The organism is Candidatus Ulvibacter alkanivorans (genome assembly GCF_003333325.1).
GTDB lineage: Bacteria > Bacteroidota > Bacteroidia > Flavobacteriales > Flavobacteriaceae > Ulvibacter_A > Ulvibacter_A alkanivorans.
The window spans coordinates 100,214-117,290 of the sequence record NZ_QOLC01000082.1 but is presented as its reverse complement, the minus strand read 5'-3'; the positions used below and the strand labels follow the sequence as shown (position 1 = coordinate 117,290).

The window sequence follows — 17,077 nt, the reverse complement described above, 5'->3', positions numbered from 1 at the left end:
CTAAACAAGCTGTTTGCAGTCAAGTTGCTAACAAAATAGCCGTATTTAACATAAAACCTAACTGTATTTTCGTTAAAATTTAGTAAACTTGGCGTATTAAAATTTTAACACTTTGAAGATACAAGTTCTTACACGAATAGTTGTGCTCTTTCTAATTGCGAGTTCTTCGCTTTTTGCACAACAAAAGGAAATTACATTAGAGGAAATTTGGGGTGGTGCTTTTCGTACAGAAGGCTTAGATGTTTTGCGCTCTCTCGATAATGGTACTCAGTACTCGGTTTTGAATTATGACCGAACCAACAAAGCTTCGACCATCGATGTCTATAACTATACCGATGGGGAGAAAGTACAGACACTTTTAAATACGAACGACCTTCCGGGGATCGAATATATAATCTCCTACGAATTTAGTGATGATGAATCCAAGCTGTTGCTTTCTACACAGCTTCAGCAGATCTATAGACGATCTTCGCTTGGTACATTTTATGTGTATGATCTGAACTCAAAAGCACTCACCCTAGTTTCAGAAAATAAAATTCAGGAGCCGACATTTACGAGAGATGGTACTAAAGTAGCCTATGGTTACGAGAACAATCTATATATCAAGGACCTTTCCGACGGAAAGACAATTCAGATCACTACAGACGGGAAGAAAAACAGCATCATTAACGGAATTACCGATTGGGTGTATGAAGAAGAATTTGCTTTTGTACGTGCTTTCGATTGGAACAGGGCAGGCGATAAGTTGGCCTACATCAAATTTGATGAAACGGAGGTGCCTCGATTCTCTATGGATGTATACAAGGAAGGATTGTACCCTACCCAACAGGTGTTTAAATACCCAAAGGCAGGCGATCCTAATGCTAAGGTTTCGTTGCATATCTATGATCTGGCAACCGGTAAGACCAACGCTATTAATTTGAGCGATTACAACAGCTACTATATCCCTAGAATTAAATGGACCAACGACAGTAATATTTTAAGTGCACAATTAACGAATCGGCACCAAAATGTAGTTGATCTGGTCTTTGTGAATGCCCAGGACAATTCGACCCAATTAATTCTTGAAGAAACAGATGATGCGTATATCGATATTACTGATAACTTAACTTTTCTGAACGATAATAGCTTTATCTGGACCAGTGAACAGAGCGGATGGAATCATATTTACCACTACGACAAGAACGGAAAGCTTATCAATCAGATCACAGACGGCGAGTGGGAAGTGACCAATTTTTATGGGTTCGATCAAAATACTGGTCGCATCTATTACCAAAGTTCGGAGAACGGAAGTATAAATCGCGATGTGTATTCTATTTTGCGATCTGGGAAGAACAAAGTTAGACTTAGCAATAGAACGGGTACCAACAGTGCCTCATTTAGTGCCGATTACACATACTTTATCAATACATTTTCAGATACCGAAACACCTTATACCTATACTTTACATGATTCTAAGACAGGGAAACTGTTACGTGAGATAAAGGACAACTCAAAATTGAAAGATCAATTAAATGATTATGTGCTATCTCCTAAAGAATTTTCGACCATACGCGTAAATGGGAATGATTTGAATATGTACATGATCAAGCCAAAAGATTTTGATCCTAATAAAGAGTATCCGCTTTTTATGTATCAATATTCAGGTCCTGGGTCCCAACAAGTTGCTAACCGATGGAATGGAACCAATGATTATTGGCATCAAATGCTAGCGCAGCAAGGATATATTATTGTTTGTGTCGATGGTCGTGGTACCGGGTTGAAGGGCAGTGATTTTAAACAAGTCACACAAAAAGAACTTGGAAAATACGAAGTAGAAGATCAAATAAGCGCAGCGCAACAACTAGGAGCACTTCCGTATATAGATGCAGATCGAATTGGTATTTGGGGGTGGAGCTATGGAGGCTTTATGTCTTCCAATTGCCTTTTTCAAGGTGCCGACACCTTCGCTATGGCCATCGCAGTTGCTCCAGTAACTAGCTGGCGATTCTATGATACCATCTATACCGAACGTTATATGACGACCCCTCAGGAGAATCCAACAGGATATGATGAGAACTCACCTATTACGCATGTCGATAAATTAGAGGGTGATTTTCTATTGGTACACGGAAGTGCCGATGACAACGTACACGTTCAAAATACCATGCGTTTAATAGAAGCACTGGTTCAAGCCGATAAAGATTTCGATTGGCTTATCTATCCGGACAAGAATCATGGGATCTATGGCGGAAATACGCGTTTACATCTCTATAAGAAAATGACCGATTTTATTGCAGAATCTTTGGGTGAGCCCAAAGAGACATTACTAAAAATCAAGAATTAATAACAACTTTATTAACTAACATCACTTTATATGGAATTTAAATTTGGAGGTTCTGAAACCAATCAAAAGACTGTACTAGGCCATCCATCGGGTCTATTCGTACTGTTCTTCACCGAAATGTGGGAACGCTTCTCTTACTACGGAATGCGTGCATTGCTAGTATTATTTTTAGTGTCGGCTATCTTCGATGAAGGCGGCTGGGGCTGGGAACGAGCCGATGCGCTGGTTTTATATGCATGGTACACAGGATTGGTGTATGTAACTCCAATTTTTGGAGGATTGATAGCCGATAAAATTATGGGTTATCGTCGAGCCGTGGTGCTTGGTGCTTTGTTGATGACCCTAGGACATGCCTCTATGGCCTTGGAGGTGATATCAGATCCCTTCTTTTATTTGGGCTTGGGTCTTTTAATTGTGGGGAACGGACTGTTTAAGCCGAATATTTCTTCTATGGTAGGGCAGTTGTACAAAACCCAAGGAAAAGAAAAAGATGCAGGTTATACCATTTTTTATATGGGTATTAATGCCGGTGCGTTCTTAGGAATTCTATTGTGTGGATATATTGGAGAAAAAGTAGGATGGCATTATGGCTTCGGTCTTGCCGGAATTTTTATGTTCTTCGGAATGCTTCAATTTTATTTTGCACAAAAGATCTTCGGAAGAATAGGACTTTCACCTAAAGGAACTAAAGATTTTGACGCGATTGAAGATTCAGTCGAAGAAGCGCAAGAAGCGATCGAAGATACCATGGATGAGGCAAAACGATCTAAAGTAACTCGTGACCGATTGATCGTAATTGGAGTACTTGCCTTCTTTACCATTTTCTTCTGGTGGGCATTCGAGCAAGCCGGTGGTTCGATGACCATCTTTGCTAAAGATTATACCGACCGTGTATTAGTAGACAATGGTGCATTGATCTTTAAGATATTTAATACTTTACTCACCGTAGTGCCTATGTTGATCATAACATGGGTATTGGGCTTATTATTTAAGCAAACCTTTGCGAAATATTCGCTTTCCAATATTCTCTTAGGTACAAGTTTTGTGATCATTTGGGGAATTGTAATTTGGATGTTAGCACGTCAGTTTGCTGATCCAACACCCGAAGTACCTGCTTCGTGGTTCGGAATCTTAAACTCATTCTTTATTATCGCATTTGCTCCACTTTTCTCAAAATTGTGGGAGAGCAAGTATAATCCTACCGGTCCGGTCAAATTTGCGATCGGTTTAATTTTGTTAGGGCTCGGATTTGGAATCTTAGCGTACGGTTCATTAGGTATTCCACTTGGAGCAAAAACAGCTTCTGTGAGTATGATCTTCTTGATCTTAGCGTATCTGTTCCATACCCTAGGAGAACTGTGTGTATCTCCTGTAGGACTTTCTTATGTAAGTAAGTTGGCACCTATCAAATTAGTGGGACTTATGTTCGGTGTATGGTTTGTGTCGAATTTCATCGCAAATCTAGCTGCCGGATTTACTGGAAGCTATATCGACCCTATTGTTGAGGAATACGGTATGACAACTTTCTTTTTGATCTTTACATTGGTTCCGGTTACTGCCGGTATCGTAATGTTAATTCTAAACCGAACATTGTTAAGAATGATGCACGGAATACGATAGAACACAATAGAAAAAGCAAAAAAACGTTCCATGTAGTGTGGAACGTTTTTTGTTGCATATAATTGAAAATTAAAACAGTATCAATGAGAATAGTAGTACTTTTTGTCGCGCTGCTTAGTATGAGCATGGTGTCCGCGCAAAAGATCAATTGGATGACGATGGACGAGGCATTAGCGGCACAACAAACCAAACCAAAGAAGATCTTCATGGATGTCTATACGACTTGGTGCACCCCATGTAAGCTATTAGATAAAAACACTTTTAGCGATAAGAACGTGATCAATTTTATCAATGATAATTTCTATGCGGTAAAATTCAATGCGGAAGGTAACGAAGAGATCACCTATCAAGATTTTACGTATACCAATCCGAATTATCAGCCGGAGCGTAAAGGCCGTAATGCCACCCATTTCTTTGCAGATGCATTGCGCTTAAGTGGATATCCCAGTTTGGTGTTTTTTGCCGATGACGGCGCTTTGATTCAAGCGATTCCCGGGTATAAGTCACCACAGGATTTAGAGATCTATTTAAAGATGATCGCAAGCGATGATTATAAGGAACTAACGACCATGAAAGCATGGGAAGAATATCAAGAAAATTTTAAAGGTACATTCTAAGAGTAGGGTTTTTAGTTAAGTGTTTCACTACTCTAAGACGAAGGCTCCCTTTTCAGCAGTATGATGAAATGGGAGCTTTTCTTTTTTACATGTTTCTTTCCAACGGTTTACAAAACTGTGATAATTACTCCCATCTGCAACGACCTTTGCCGGTCGTATTAATTGAATGGCAGTTTCCAAATTGATTTTCGGACTATCGGTTAGCAGTAACACATCTATAGGTGCAATCAAATTTTTTGGAACTACAGATAAACTATCAATAAGTAGTATCGTACTATTATTATAGCGAAGAATAGTAGGGATTACTTCGGAAGTGATCTCAGAACAATTTTTTTCCACTCGATAACTTTTAACAGGGTAGGTGTTCCTATTGCTTTTTATAGTGTCTTTCTGAAAGAGTCGAAGTCTCTTATTGTGTTTAACGCCAATTAGCGTTGTTCTGTTCTTCTGAAAGATCACTAGTTCATTTTCCGAAGAACGAAACGACTCGTATACCTGTATCGAAATCCAAAACAACGTACTAAATAATACAAAGGAGAGCGTCCTGCTACTTAACTGTTTCCAACATAAGATAAGCGAGGCAAGCAGCAGATAACTGCCCAATGCTTCTCCTATCGAAAAGTGAATGTCGGTATAAAGGAAGTCATCTTGAGCGGCGACCCATCGAATAAAATCGTTTAGTTTTTCGATGATCTGTCCGTACAGCGTAGCAACCGAATCCGGTAAAAAGTTCATTAAAGCAAGTAGTACCAATAAAATTCCAAGACCAAGGAGCAATCCTAAAAATGGAATTACCACAAGATTGGTTATAAAGAACAAACCGGGAAATTGATGGAAGTAATATAAGCTAAGGGGTACGATCCCTAGTTGGGCTGCGATCGTAACGGTAATGATCCCCCAGATCATTTTATCGAGATACCATTTTGGACGATAATAAGAATAAAGTTTAGGTTGTATCCATAAAATAAAGAAGACGGCTAAATAGCTTAATTGAAAGCCAACATGAAATAACCAGTTCGGTTTGAGGATCAACAATACAAAAAACGACAAGAACAAGGTATTGATCGAATTCGTGTTGCGCTCAATGAGCGTAGCAAACGCAAAAAAGGTAAACATACTAACAGCACGTGTCACCGAAGGGGAATTTCCTGTTATAAAGGCAAAACCCCATAAATAAACAATAATGAAGACCACCCGAATTGTTCGACCGTATTTAGCATACGTAAGTGGGCGAAAAAGTGTCAATAATAGTACATATAAAATACCTACGTGTAGTCCCGACACCGCTAAGATATGAATAGCTCCTGCTGCGGCGTAATCGCTGTAAAGTTCTTTGCTTATATCTTGGCGTTGGCCTAATACTAATGCTTGAATAATAGCCAGTTCATCTGCGGGAATAGAGGATCCTCTCAATTTGGTAATTATATTGGAGCGCAATAATTCGGCGCGCCCACGAAGGGTGGGCGCGCCACGCTTTTTGCTCAATACCTCTGGCATCCTAATCCTAATCTGACCGTGAACGCCAAGTGTTCGCATATAGGCTGCATAATCGAATTGCGACGGATTTAATGGCGTTGGGATATCTGAGACCATTGCTGATACCAACAAAACATCATCGATGTTGAATGTTGCCATGCTACCTTCTTTCTGAAGATTTAAAAGTAGCAATCCCGAGGTGCGTTTGTTAGCCACGGCCGAGACTTCGGCTATGTATTTGAAATTGAATCGGTCGGGCTTTACTATTTCGGTGATCTTTACTTGTAGGCTCTGGTGAGTGTGGTCAATCACATGTCGGGTATAGTGATCACTTTGTTGTATGGGGGTGCGTAACACATAGTTGCTATATCCCAGTACTACAAAGGAGATCCAAGTTACTATTCCGAAGAAAAGGCTAGGGAATAGCTGTGTTCTAGCATGCCACCAAGCAATAATAAGTATGGCTAAACAGAACAGGACAAGATAGAAAGGAGAAAAAGTGATGGGCGGTAGCGTGTGTGCTAGACCAATTCCAAAGGCAAAACACAGAGAGAATTGTACTACCGCATAATTAATGAATCGCATTCCAATTGAATTAAGATAAACTCAAATCAACCGGGGAATCGGATAGTTAAAGATACATTTTTTAAATAATTCGGCGCACCTCTACGAACGCATTTTTCCAATATCGTTCTTCGATAGAGGACACAATGACTCCTCTTGAGGTTGTAGAATGAATGAATTTAATTTCACCATCTTCAGATTCGATTACCAAACCAACATGATTAATGGCATTACGTCGCGGATTGGTCTTAAAAAAAAGGAGATCGCCTTTGGTTACTTCGGAAAGTGAAATGCGCTGTCCTTTGGTGGCCATATCTCTAGACACACGTGGAATGATCACATTTTCATGATGAAATGCGGTATAAACCAGTCCGGAGCAATCCATACCCGATCTGGTGGTGCCGCCAAATTTATAACGAGTGCCTTCGAAGGTCTTGGCATAATCGATTATGTTTTCTAACTTGCTTTTGTTGGTTTCGGCTGTAATAACTTCGTCTGCTTCGGTCGTAGTAATGACGAGACTCTTGTCTTTCTTTCGCTTTTCGATCGTACGGGTTCTATTGGGCTTTCCGTCAGAATTGACGATAATAGTTTTCGTTCTTGTCTTTTTTGCTCCCCCACATGAAGCTAAGAACACAATGAGAAATGAAAGTAGTAGGAATTTTTTCATGCACTGACTTGGTTTGGCTAAATGTAATAAATTTTTTGCTTCTTTAATTTGAACATTCCGAAGCAAATACAGAAAAACCTATGTATTAAGTTTCTCAACGATCAAGGATGCGGTCTTTTCACTTGCGCCTCGACCACCAAGTTTTTTTTCAAGATCGTAATAATCGAGAAATAGCGTGGCGCGTTTATAATCGTCTAAGATAGCGTTCAATTCCGCTTTAAGTCGTTTCGCATTGAATTCGGTTTGGATCAATTCGGTGACCACTTCTTTGTCCAATATGAGATTGACCAGCGATATGTACTTCAAGTTAATTACGCGTTTGGCGATCTCATATGAGATTCGGCTGCCTTTGTAACACACCACTTGTGGTACTTTGAAAAGGGCGGTTTCTAAGGTAGCTGTACCGGATGTGACCAAGGCCGCATACGATACGCTTAGCAGATCGTAGGTACGGTTCAACAACAAATGAACATTTTGTTCTTTGATATACGGTTGGTAGAATGAAGCCTCCTGACTGGGAGCTCCAGCAATTACAAATTGGTATTGTGAAAAATCGGTTACCACCGAAAGCATGACCGAAAGCATTTTCGAGATCTCTTGTTTTCTGCTCCCTGGTAGCAGTGCTATAATTGGTCGGTCATCGAGACCAAGTTCGCGACGAAATTCGGAAGGGTTTACTTGTTTTCGGTCGTAGATGGCATCAATAAGAGGATGTCCTACAAAATGTACTGGGAAGTCATGCTTCTTTTCATAGAAATCCTTTTCGAAAGGTAAAATCACGTACATAGCATCCACATCACGCTTAATGCTCTTAATACGCCCTTCTTTCCATGCCCAAATTTGCGGCGATATATAATAATGCGTTTTATATCGGGTCGCTTTTGCCCACTTTGCAATTCTAAGATTAAATCCGGGATAATCGATAAAAATGATCACATCGGGATCGAACGCACTAATGTCTTTTTTACAAAATGAAATGTTGCGAAGTATGGTACGTAAGTTCATGACCACCTCAATAAATCCCATAAAGGCTAATTCGCGATAATGTTTTACCAAGGTGCCGCCTGCTTCCTCCATGAGATCACCTCCCCAAAACCGAAACGTAGCCGCAGGATCTTGCTTTTTCAGTGCCTTTATTAAATTCGCACCATGCAGATCTCCCGAGGCTTCTCCCGCAATGAGATAGTATTTCATATTAGTAGAATTTGGTGATAAGGATAAATATCGCGGCTGCTAACGTGGCCAACAATACACCGCGTGCTCGGTAATAGCGTTTTTTCTTCAGAAATATAAAGAACACGGCTAGATTGAGTAATGCCCCTAAGGCAATAATATTTCCTAACACGCCTTCTTGTTGGGCGAGTTCTAATGTTTCCTCGAATGGATATTCAGAAAAAAAATAGATATACAAATAACAGCCAGCAACATTGGCGACCAATCCAATTAAAAACCCAATAACAATTTGTTTTGCGATCTGCTTTTTCATGATAGCTCCCAGGTGTTAATTTCTTTTATAGCATGATGAGCCGTAAGATCGAATTGAACTGGAACCACAGATACAAAGCCGTTTTTTAACGCCCATTCGTCGGTGTCTTCTCCCTTGTCCTCATTCACAAATTCACCGGTTAACCAGTAATAATCACGGCCTAACGGATTGGTGCGTTTGTCGAATTGCTCTTCCCAGTGGGCATTGGCTTGTCTACATACTTTTATCCCTTTTATCTCTTTTTCTGATAACTTCGGAAAGTTTACGTTAAGCACTACGCCCTTAGGTAGCCCGTTTTTAAGACATTGCAATGCTAGCGACTTCACAAATTTCTTGGTGGGTTCAAAATCGGCATTCATAGAGTAATCTAAAAGGGAGAAACCGATGGAAGGAATCCCGAGGGTTCCTGCCTCCACGGCGGCGCTCATTGTGCCGCTGTAAATGACGTTTATTGACGAATTGCTCCCGTGATTTATCCCACTAACACAAAGATCCGGTTTGCGTTTTAAAATTTCATTTACGGCAAATTTCACACAATCTACCGGCGTACCACTACAGCTGTATTCTTTTTGTGGCGATCCTTCAATTGTTTTTACGGTGTCGAAATAGAGGGTGTCATTTATGGTGATGGCATGTCCCGTTGCGCTTTGCGGTGAATCTGGAGCTACGACCAACACCTCTCCAATGGTATTCATGACTTCAATGAGTGCCCGAATTCCCGGTGCGGTGATCCCGTCGTCGTTAGTTACTAATATGAGTGGTTTTTTCTTGGCCATACGTGCGTAATTCTATAGACAAAAATACACTTATTAATTTTTAATCTGGAATAGATTGAAACGATACTTTTTCCGAAGAAATTAGCAGCGTGCCACTAATTAATTAAGATATAAACTAATATGGCAGAAAATGCGTTATACCACAGTAACTCCTTGACTATTGGTTTAACAAAATATTAGTACCAATACCATTGGTTGGCACGGTTTTTTATATAATTTAGGAGACTCTAATTAAGAAGATTATTATGCGTATTATGTTGAAGAATTTTAAAGTACTGTTTTTAGCAGTATTTGTAGCAGCTGCCTCTTGCAGTTTTACCACCAAAGAATTTAACGATCCCGATAAAGATAAGCTCCTAGTTGATTTGATCACCTATGTACTTCAGAAAGGACATTACAATCCGGCCGATATGGACGATGCTTTTTCAGAAGGTGTCTATACCGACTTCATCGAAGGGTTGGATCCGCTTAAACGCTATTTTTATGCATCCGACATTGAGGACTTCAGTGTCTATAGGACCGAAATCGATGATCAGTTAAAAGAAAAGGACCTTACTTTCTTTAATGTAGTGTTCGAGCGTTTTATGGAACGCATGGAGAATTCTAAAGAAATTTATCAAGAGGTACTCGATACCCCGTTCGATTATACAGCAAACGAATCGATTAATGTAGACTACGATACGATCGATTATGTTTCTTCTAAGGAAGAATTAAAAGAACGCTGGAGACAACAATTGAAATTTTCGACCATTTCCAGTTACTACGACCTTGTAGAAAGCAATGGAAATGAGGCAGAAACAGATGAGGAACCTAAATCAAAAGCTGAACTTGAAGAAAAAGCAAGAGACCAAACACGTACTTCACTTAAAGAATATTTTGAATTTACAGACGACTTAGAACGCAAAGATTATTTTGCAGTATACCTTACGACCATCGTTGAAGAATTCGACCCTCATACTAATTATTTTGCGCCGCCGGATCGCGATCGATTCGATCTGCGCATGTCGGGTAAATTAGAAGGTATAGGTGCTCGTTTACAGAAAAAGAACGACTATATCAGTATTGTGGAAGTAATTAGTGGAGGTCCGGCATGGAGAGGTGAGCATGTTGAAGTTGGGGATGTTATTCTGAAAGTAAAGCAGGAAGATGAAGACAAGGCGGTAAGTATTGTTGGTATGCGTATAGATGATGCAGTACAACTTATTAAAGGACCTAAAGGTTCTAAAGTTACCTTAACGATAAAACGAGTAGACGGAACTATAGAAGAAGAAGTGATTACCCGAGATGTGGTCGAATTAGAAGAGACCTATGCCAAAACAACGGTTATCGATAAGGAAGAGAAGAAATATGGCCTCATTAACTTGCCACAATTTTACTTCGATATGCAGGATTATAAAAAACGTAATGCTGCCAGCGATGTTAAAAAAGAAATCCTTCGCCTAAAAGACGAAGGGGTGGAAGGTTTGATCTTAGACCTACGTGATAATGGCGGTGGATCCTTGACAACTGCAGTAGATATCGCAGGGTTATTTATTAAAGAAGGACCTGTAGTTCAAGTAGCATCTAGTGGGACACGAAAAGAAGTATTAGAAGATACCAATGATGAAGTCGTTTGGGACGGCCCGTTGGTGATCCTGGTGAATGAACTTTCTGCATCTGCTTCAGAGATCTTAGCAGCTGCCATGCAGGACTACAAGCGTGCCATCGTAATAGGAAGCAAGCAAACATACGGAAAAGGAACCGTTCAAAATTTGATCGACCTTAACCAATGGCTTCGTAAGAACGATATGGGAGATATGGGTGCACTAAAATTGACCACCCAAAAATTCTATCGTATAAATGGTGGTTCTACACAACTTGAAGGTGTTAAGAGCGATGTTGTCATGCCGGATAGATACAGCTATATCGATGTTGGTGAACGCGATTATGACAATCCGTTACCCTACGATAAGATCGAAGCGGCCGATTACGACATTTGGGATGGGTATATTGATTTTGATGAAACCATCGCCAAGAGCAAAGCGCGAATGGCCAAGAGCGAACAATTGGCCTTGATCGAAGAAAATGCTCGCTGGATCAAAAAACAGCGTGATGAAATGATAGTAAGCTTGAATTACGACACCTACACTGCAGAGATCGAACGCAGAAAAGATGAAACCGACAAGTTCAAGGCGATCGAGGATTATGATAATCAGTTGAGCTATCGCTCTCTCCCTAATGAAGTTGCTTTAATGAAGCAAGACACTACCTTACGCGAAAAGAGAAAGCGTTGGCATAAAAGTCTTGCAAAAGACATCTATGTCGAAGAGGCAGTGAATGTTTTAGAAGACTTAAAAGTGAATAATATTAGAAATGGCAAAGTAGCCGATCTAAAGAATTAGTAGACGCTTTTCACAAGGCGGTAAATAGGAAATTGCTTATTTTCGTAGTGTGAAAAAAGCAACATCTTTAACAAAAATTGCGCTTCGAAAGTTTTTAAAGAACTTTTGGGGCGTTTTTAGTTTGGTGTTCTTAGGTATTTGCGTGTTGCTGGCAATTTTTGCGTATGTATTGGCTCCGGACAGCTCTCGAAATGCCAATCAGATGCATTTGTCGATTCATTCTAAACCGCCGGGATTTACAACAACCATGTTAACCGTGCCAACAGCGGTAGCACAAGAATCGGCTGTCTCTGTCTTTTTCTTCGGAAGTAAGAATGCCGACACCGAAGTACCCATTACTTCATACCGTCTTACCGAGGATGGAATAGCGATCACCGAGTACACTTCAGATGGAACGGACGGACTTCAAAAGACCTACCCGCTGTCCGCTTTTCCAAAAGCTGCTTCTGTAGAGGACATTCCGAAGCAATACATAGCAGAAGAAAAATTTATACTTGGCACCGATAAATACGGTCGTGACCTGTTAAGTAGGATGCTTATTGGTATCCGAATTTCACTCGCCATCGGTTTTGTTGCGGTATTTATCTCACTAGTAATAGGGATTACAATGGGAGCCTTGGCAGGATATTTTGGTGGGAAGGTAGATGCTGCCATCATGTGGATTATAAATGTGACTTGGTCCATACCCACATTGCTGTTAGTTATCGCTATTACCTTGGCACTTGGAAAAGGATTTTGGCAAGTATTTATCGCAGTAGGGCTTACAATGTGGGTGGAAGTAGCAAGGGTGGTGCGAGGGCAAGTTTTAGGTGTAAAACAGATGCAATATGTTACAGCCGCACGTGCTTTGGGATATAAGGATCTACGGATTATAAGCAAACATATTTTGCCCAATGCCATGGCACCGGTGATTATTATTTCGGCGGCTAATTTTGCCGCAGCCATCTTGATCGAGAGCGGGCTTAGTTTTTTGGGAATAGGGGCACAGCCGCCTATGCCAAGTTGGGGTGGGATCATTAAAGATCATTACGCTTATATCATTTTGGGCAAGCCCTATCTTGCTATTATTCCCGGATTAGCTATTATGAGTCTTGTAACGGCTTTTATGCTAATTGGAAATGCGATGCGAGATGCGCTGGATGTAAGAGCTTAGGTCCTGTGAAATTTGAATAGCTTTGTGTACTTTATAACAATCATGCGAAAATATATTTACCCCTTCCTTACGGTTATTCTAATTGTCGGACTTTTTTATGCCGAAAAGTATGTCGATACACAAGAAGAAGCCTATCCGGATACTACGAATGAGGTAGTTAAACCAAGTTCAGACGAATTTGATACATCGTTATTGCCTAGCAGTACTACCAATGCGGTGGTTCATCACACTTATTTTAGTTTGTCCTATTCTGAAGCGCACGAGCAAGCCGAATGGGTTGCCTATCCATTACTCAAATCTCATTTATCTTATAACGAATTTGATCGTCCAAAGTTCGTAGAAGATCGAAGTGTTTCTACGAAATCGGCGCACTGGAGAAGTTATAAGAATTCGGGTTATGACCGAGGTCACCTTTGTCCTGCCGGAGATCGTAGATTTTCTTATGAAGCCTATCATGAGACTTTCTTAACCAGTAATATTAGTCCGCAAAATCACGAGTTCAACAGCGGGGTTTGGAATTATCTCGAAAAACGAACGCGTTATTGGGCTAAAAAGAAAGAGGGTGTGTATGTTATTACCGGAGGCGTCTTAACCTCAGATCTGCCTACCATTGGGATAGAAAAGGTAGCGGTACCCAAATATTTCTATAAAATTGTGATGGATGCTTCGGAAGGAGATACTGCTGCAATTGCATTCCTTATTCCTAATGAACCAACGAACAAGTCGTATCGAGATTTCGTAGTACCCATCGATACGATCGAAACTGCTACAGGTATCGATTTCTTTCCGAAGTTTTCAGAAGAACAACAACATGCCTTAGAGAGTACAGTACGTACCACTGGATGGTGGTAAGTAGTTAGGTGTAATAGTAATTTGAAGCGTCCAATCGCACAAAAATAAATAGCAACACTGTAAAGCCCCATAGGCCCGAGCCACCGTAACTAAAAAAGGGCAGAGGAATCCCGACCGTTGGAAATAACCCGGTAACCATACCTACGTTTACAAAAAAGTGTAAAAATATAATTGCAGCTACACTATAGCCATAGACCCTACTAAACTGATTTTTTTGTCGCTCGGCTAATATTAGGATTCGTAGAATTAATCCGACGAAGAGTAGGATCACGACCACACTACCTATAAAACCCCATTCTTCGCCTACGGTGCTAAAAATATAATCGGTGTGTTGTTCGGGAACAAAATTTCCTTTGGTTTGGGTTCCTTGCGTCCACCCTTTCCCGGTCCATCCGCCACTTCCTATGGCGATCTCACTTTGATTGGTATTATAGCCAATTCCCTTGGCATCTGTTTCTTTTCCCAAAACAATATTGAAACGATCCCTATGTCGTTGCTCAAAGATGTTCTCGAATATATAGTTTACGGAAAAGGCAAATGCAATACAGGCGATCACAATAACAAAATATCTAAATAGCTTGGGTTTCTTTTTTCGATTCTTTAAATAAATAAGTCCGGCGATCAAGATCACTGCGAGGGTAACCCAAACTACGCCTATCGCCAGGGTGGAAATAAAAAGTGCGGCGGCAAAGAACCCTAACAGTAAATACAGAAAATGAAGTCCTTCGCGATACAATGGGAATATAAATGCTGCATAAATTAATGCGCTACCGGGGTCGGGCTGTGGCACGATAAAAATAGCAGGCAACAGTATAATAAGAAAAGCCCTAAGCTGATCCTTAAAAGTGCTCATGTTGGTCTGGATGTCGCTAACATACTTAGACAGTGCTAATGCAGTAGCGGCTTTGGCGAATTCACTAGGTTGTAAACTCACCCCACCAAATACATACCAAGAAGTTGCTCCAGAGATAGTTTTTCCGAAGACAAACAAACCGAGTAAAGAGACAAGAGCAGCAATATAAATAATACTTGAGAAGCGTTCGTAAAATTTCGCTTCAATGGCGAGTACAAAAACGATAAGTACTACACTTAAACAGATCCAAAGAAGTTGTTTGGCGTATATCTGATTAAAATCGAAGAAACCTTGGGCGCTTTCACTTAGAGAGGCCGAATAGATGTTCATCCATCCGATTGCTACCAAAACAGCGTATAAAATTATAGTAAGCCAATCGAATTTAAGTAGTCCTCTGCTTTGCGACATTATTTATTAATTGTAAACGGCTCACCGCTATATGGTTTTGCGTACTCGTCCAGTAAACTTCCATTTAGGACATATTCTTCCAGATCGGTGCGTGTAATTTCTCCTTTCAGATATTTTTCTATCATTAAGCTGGCAATACGTCCGGCCCAGCGTCCTCCCCAATACCCGTTTTCGACAAAGACAGCAATGGCGATCTTGGGATTGTCTTTTGGTGCAAAGGCTACAAACATCGAGTGGTCGGTGAGCTGCATGCGTTTTCCGTCTATTCGTACAAAATTCTCTGCAGTTCCCGTCTTTCCACAAATTTCGATACCCGGTACTTGTAAATGGGCAGCCGTACCTCTGTTGTACACATCGAACATGCCTTCTACGACGGGCTCAAAATGTTCCGGATCGATGGTGGTAATGTATTTTTCGGTGTATTCGCTTGGAATCGTATCTACAGTATTAATATTCTTTATAACATGTGGCTTGTAATACCAGCCGCGATTAGCGATTGCGGCAGTAAAATTAGCCATTTGCATAGGTGTGAGTATCACTTCACCTTGTCCAATGGCGTTCGAGATGGTAGCTGTAGCGTACCAGTTGTATTTTGGGTACTCATACATTCTATTGTAGTAGTTGGAACTTGGAATAAGTCCCGGACGACCGCTTGGTAGGTCGTAACCCATAAAATCACCTAAGCCAAAGCTGGACAAGTGTTTTTTCCAATTGTCGATCCCTTCCTGCGGTGAATCGAACTTTTCTATGGCCCTGCGGTACACGGTACAGAAATACGCATTACAGGAATTAGCGATGCCGCTTACCATGGCCAAAGGACTATAGTGGCTGTGACAACCCAGTTTACGCCCTCTTCCATACACATAGCCTCCATAACACGAAACAGTCTCTTTAGTGTCTATAACGCCTTCCTGCAAGCCTATAAGACCTGTGAGTGTCTTGAAAGGTGAACCCGGGGGATATTCACCTTGAAGTCCGCGATCAAAAAGTGGCTTCGCAATACTGTCGTAATAAAGGCGGGTATAATTTTGGGAGCGTTCGCGACCTACCAGCAACGATGGGTCGTAATTTGGTGCAGTTACCAATGCTAGAATTTCTCCTGTTTCCGGTTCAATGGCAACAATGCCACCACGCTTATTGATAAATAATTCTTCGCCGTATTTCTGAAGGGTAGCGTCAATCGTTAGCGTAATATCTTTGCCTCGCTCGGGCAGTGTGTCGAAAATACCATCTTTAAACGGACCTATGTCACGATTAAATCGATCTTTTTGAATATACTTTACACCTTTTACGCCGCGCAAAACCTCTTCATATTGTTTTTCGACACCTTGTGCACCTATAAGCTCACCCATTTGGTAATAGGGGTTGTTCTCTATAATTCGATTATCAACTTCGCGAATAAACCCTAGTACATTGGCCGAATGATCTACCTCATAATCTCGTAGTGATCGTTTCTGAATGTAGAAACCATCATATTTATACATCTTTTCTGAAAGATAGGCGTACTCTTCTTTGGTTAGCTGAGGTAATACCGGCGATGGCAGTCGCGGTGAATAGGTGGTGGCGTCCTTTAGTATTTTTTCAAATCGTTCCTTGGTGATATTTAGCAACTTGCAAAATTCGAGTGTATCCAACTCTTTTACCTCTCTAGGGATCACCATAACGTCATATGATGGTTGATTGCTAACTAGTAATTTTCCGTTTCGATCGAAGATATAACCGCGCTGCGGATAGTCATAGATCACTTTTACCGCATTGTTTTCCGAAAGCGCTTTAAACGACGTATCGTATACTTGCAAATAGAATAGCCTGCCGGCAAAGACTACACCGGTAATAAGGACAATCGCAAGTAATAATAATTTTCTCATAGCATATAAGCTTTTCAGCTAAAACGG

13 protein-coding genes are annotated in these 17,077 nt (G+C 40.7%); 6 read left to right on the top strand and 7 right to left on the bottom strand.

From position 1 onward, the window contains the following. The first annotated feature begins 118 nt into the window (after window positions 1-118). From DWA30_RS08365 to DWA30_RS08355, 3 genes are all read left to right on the top strand, one after another. Window positions 119-2,326, top strand: coding sequence for a S9 family peptidase (locus DWA30_RS08365; RefSeq protein WP_438829898.1), 2,208 nt, complete (start codon window positions 119-121; stop codon window positions 2,324-2,326). 30 nt (window positions 2,327-2,356) lie between these two features. Then, on the top strand, window positions 2,357-3,946 hold the full coding sequence (locus DWA30_RS08360) for a peptide MFS transporter (protein WP_114492085.1): 1,590 nt from the start codon (window positions 2,357-2,359) through the stop codon (window positions 3,944-3,946). A gap of 83 nt (window positions 3,947-4,029) precedes the next feature. After that, window positions 4,030-4,563 (top strand): thioredoxin family protein, encoded by a 534-nt coding sequence (locus DWA30_RS08355; RefSeq protein WP_114492084.1) that lies wholly within the window; start codon window positions 4,030-4,032, stop codon window positions 4,561-4,563. Window positions 4,564-4,590: 27 nt separating this feature from the next. Here DWA30_RS08355 and DWA30_RS08350 read toward each other — a convergent pair whose 3' ends face one another. The 5 genes from DWA30_RS08350 to surE all read right to left on the bottom strand — a co-directional run bounded on the left by DWA30_RS08350 (window position 4,591) and on the right by surE (window position 9,535). After that, on the bottom strand, window positions 4,591-6,624 hold the full coding sequence (locus DWA30_RS08350) for a ComEC/Rec2 family competence protein (RefSeq protein WP_114492083.1): 2,034 nt from the start codon (window positions 6,622-6,624) through the stop codon (window positions 4,591-4,593). A 61-nt stretch (window positions 6,625-6,685) separates the two neighbouring features. Next, window positions 6,686-7,273: a C40 family peptidase gene (locus tag DWA30_RS08345; protein WP_114492082.1), complete on the bottom strand. Its 588-nt coding sequence runs from the start codon at window positions 7,271-7,273 to the stop codon at window positions 6,686-6,688. 78 nt (window positions 7,274-7,351) lie between these two features. Next, a complete protein-coding gene (gene lpxB / locus DWA30_RS08340; RefSeq protein WP_114492081.1) occupies window positions 7,352-8,467 on the bottom strand; it encodes a lipid-A-disaccharide synthase in 1,116 nt (371 codons plus the stop codon). A gap of 1 nt (window position 8,468) precedes the next feature. Beyond that, window positions 8,469-8,759 (bottom strand): hypothetical protein, encoded by a 291-nt coding sequence (locus DWA30_RS08335; protein ID WP_114492080.1) that lies wholly within the window; start codon window positions 8,757-8,759, stop codon window positions 8,469-8,471. Beyond that, window positions 8,756-9,535 carry a 5'/3'-nucleotidase SurE gene (surE, locus tag DWA30_RS08330; protein ID WP_114492079.1) on the bottom strand — a complete coding sequence of 260 codons (780 nt, stop codon included), beginning with the start codon at window positions 9,533-9,535 and terminating at the stop codon, window positions 8,756-8,758. Before surE ends, DWA30_RS08335 begins: the two co-directional genes overlap by 4 nt. A 254-nt stretch (window positions 9,536-9,789) precedes the next feature. Between surE and DWA30_RS08325 the strand changes: the two genes are divergently transcribed. From DWA30_RS08325 to DWA30_RS08315, 3 genes are read left to right on the top strand one after another with little or no spacing between them, the layout of a single operon-like run. Beyond that, window positions 9,790-11,916 (top strand): carboxy terminal-processing peptidase, encoded by a 2,127-nt coding sequence (locus DWA30_RS08325; protein WP_114492106.1) that lies wholly within the window; start codon window positions 9,790-9,792, stop codon window positions 11,914-11,916. 49 nt (window positions 11,917-11,965) lie between these two features. Further along, window positions 11,966-13,069 (top strand): ABC transporter permease, encoded by a 1,104-nt coding sequence (locus DWA30_RS08320; RefSeq protein ID WP_114492078.1) that lies wholly within the window; start codon window positions 11,966-11,968, stop codon window positions 13,067-13,069. A gap of 42 nt (window positions 13,070-13,111) precedes the next feature. Next, window positions 13,112-13,921 carry a DNA/RNA non-specific endonuclease gene (locus tag DWA30_RS08315; RefSeq protein ID WP_114492077.1) on the top strand — a complete coding sequence of 270 codons (810 nt, stop codon included), beginning with the start codon at window positions 13,112-13,114 and terminating at the stop codon, window positions 13,919-13,921. 4 nt (window positions 13,922-13,925) lie between these two features. Here DWA30_RS08315 and rodA read toward each other — a convergent pair whose 3' ends face one another. Together rodA and mrdA are read right to left on the bottom strand one after the other, a co-directional pair. Next, entirely contained in the window at window positions 13,926-15,182 is a 1,257-nt protein-coding gene (gene rodA / locus DWA30_RS08310) for a rod shape-determining protein RodA (protein WP_114492076.1), read from the bottom strand. Further along, complete coding sequence (mrdA, locus tag DWA30_RS08305) at window positions 15,182-17,050, bottom strand: penicillin-binding protein 2 (protein WP_114492075.1); 1,869 nt, start codon at window positions 17,048-17,050, stop codon at window positions 15,182-15,184. Before mrdA ends, rodA begins: the two co-directional genes overlap by 1 nt. Window positions 17,051-17,077: the final 27 nt, after the last annotated feature.

What these genes read in the sequence shown, in the direction of transcription:
- DWA30_RS08360 (WP_114492085.1), top strand. Translation starts at nt 2,357, where the DNA reads ATGGAATTTAAATTTGGAGGTTCTGAAACCAATCAAAAGACTGTACTA.
- DWA30_RS08355 (WP_114492084.1), top strand. Translation starts at nt 4,030, where the DNA reads ATGAGAATAGTAGTACTTTTTGTCGCGCTGCTTAGTATGAGCATGGTG.
- DWA30_RS08350 (WP_114492083.1), bottom strand. Translation starts at nt 6,624, where the DNA reads ATGCGATTCATTAATTATGCGGTAGTACAATTCTCTCTGTGTTTTGCC.
- DWA30_RS08345 (WP_114492082.1), bottom strand. Translation starts at nt 7,273, where the DNA reads ATGAAAAAATTCCTACTACTTTCATTTCTCATTGTGTTCTTAGCTTCA.
- lpxB (WP_114492081.1), bottom strand. Translation starts at nt 8,467, where the DNA reads ATGAAATACTATCTCATTGCGGGAGAAGCCTCGGGAGATCTGCATGGT.
- DWA30_RS08335 (WP_114492080.1), bottom strand. Translation starts at nt 8,759, where the DNA reads ATGAAAAAGCAGATCGCAAAACAAATTGTTATTGGGTTTTTAATTGGA.
- surE (WP_114492079.1), bottom strand. Translation starts at nt 9,535, where the DNA reads ATGGCCAAGAAAAAACCACTCATATTAGTAACTAACGACGACGGGATC.
- DWA30_RS08325 (WP_114492106.1), top strand. Translation starts at nt 9,790, where the DNA reads ATGTTGAAGAATTTTAAAGTACTGTTTTTAGCAGTATTTGTAGCAGCT.
- DWA30_RS08315 (WP_114492077.1), top strand. Translation starts at nt 13,112, where the DNA reads ATGCGAAAATATATTTACCCCTTCCTTACGGTTATTCTAATTGTCGGA.
- rodA (WP_114492076.1), bottom strand. Translation starts at nt 15,182, where the DNA reads ATGTCGCAAAGCAGAGGACTACTTAAATTCGATTGGCTTACTATAATT.
- mrdA (WP_114492075.1), bottom strand. Translation starts at nt 17,050, where the DNA reads ATGAGAAAATTATTATTACTTGCGATTGTCCTTATTACCGGTGTAGTC.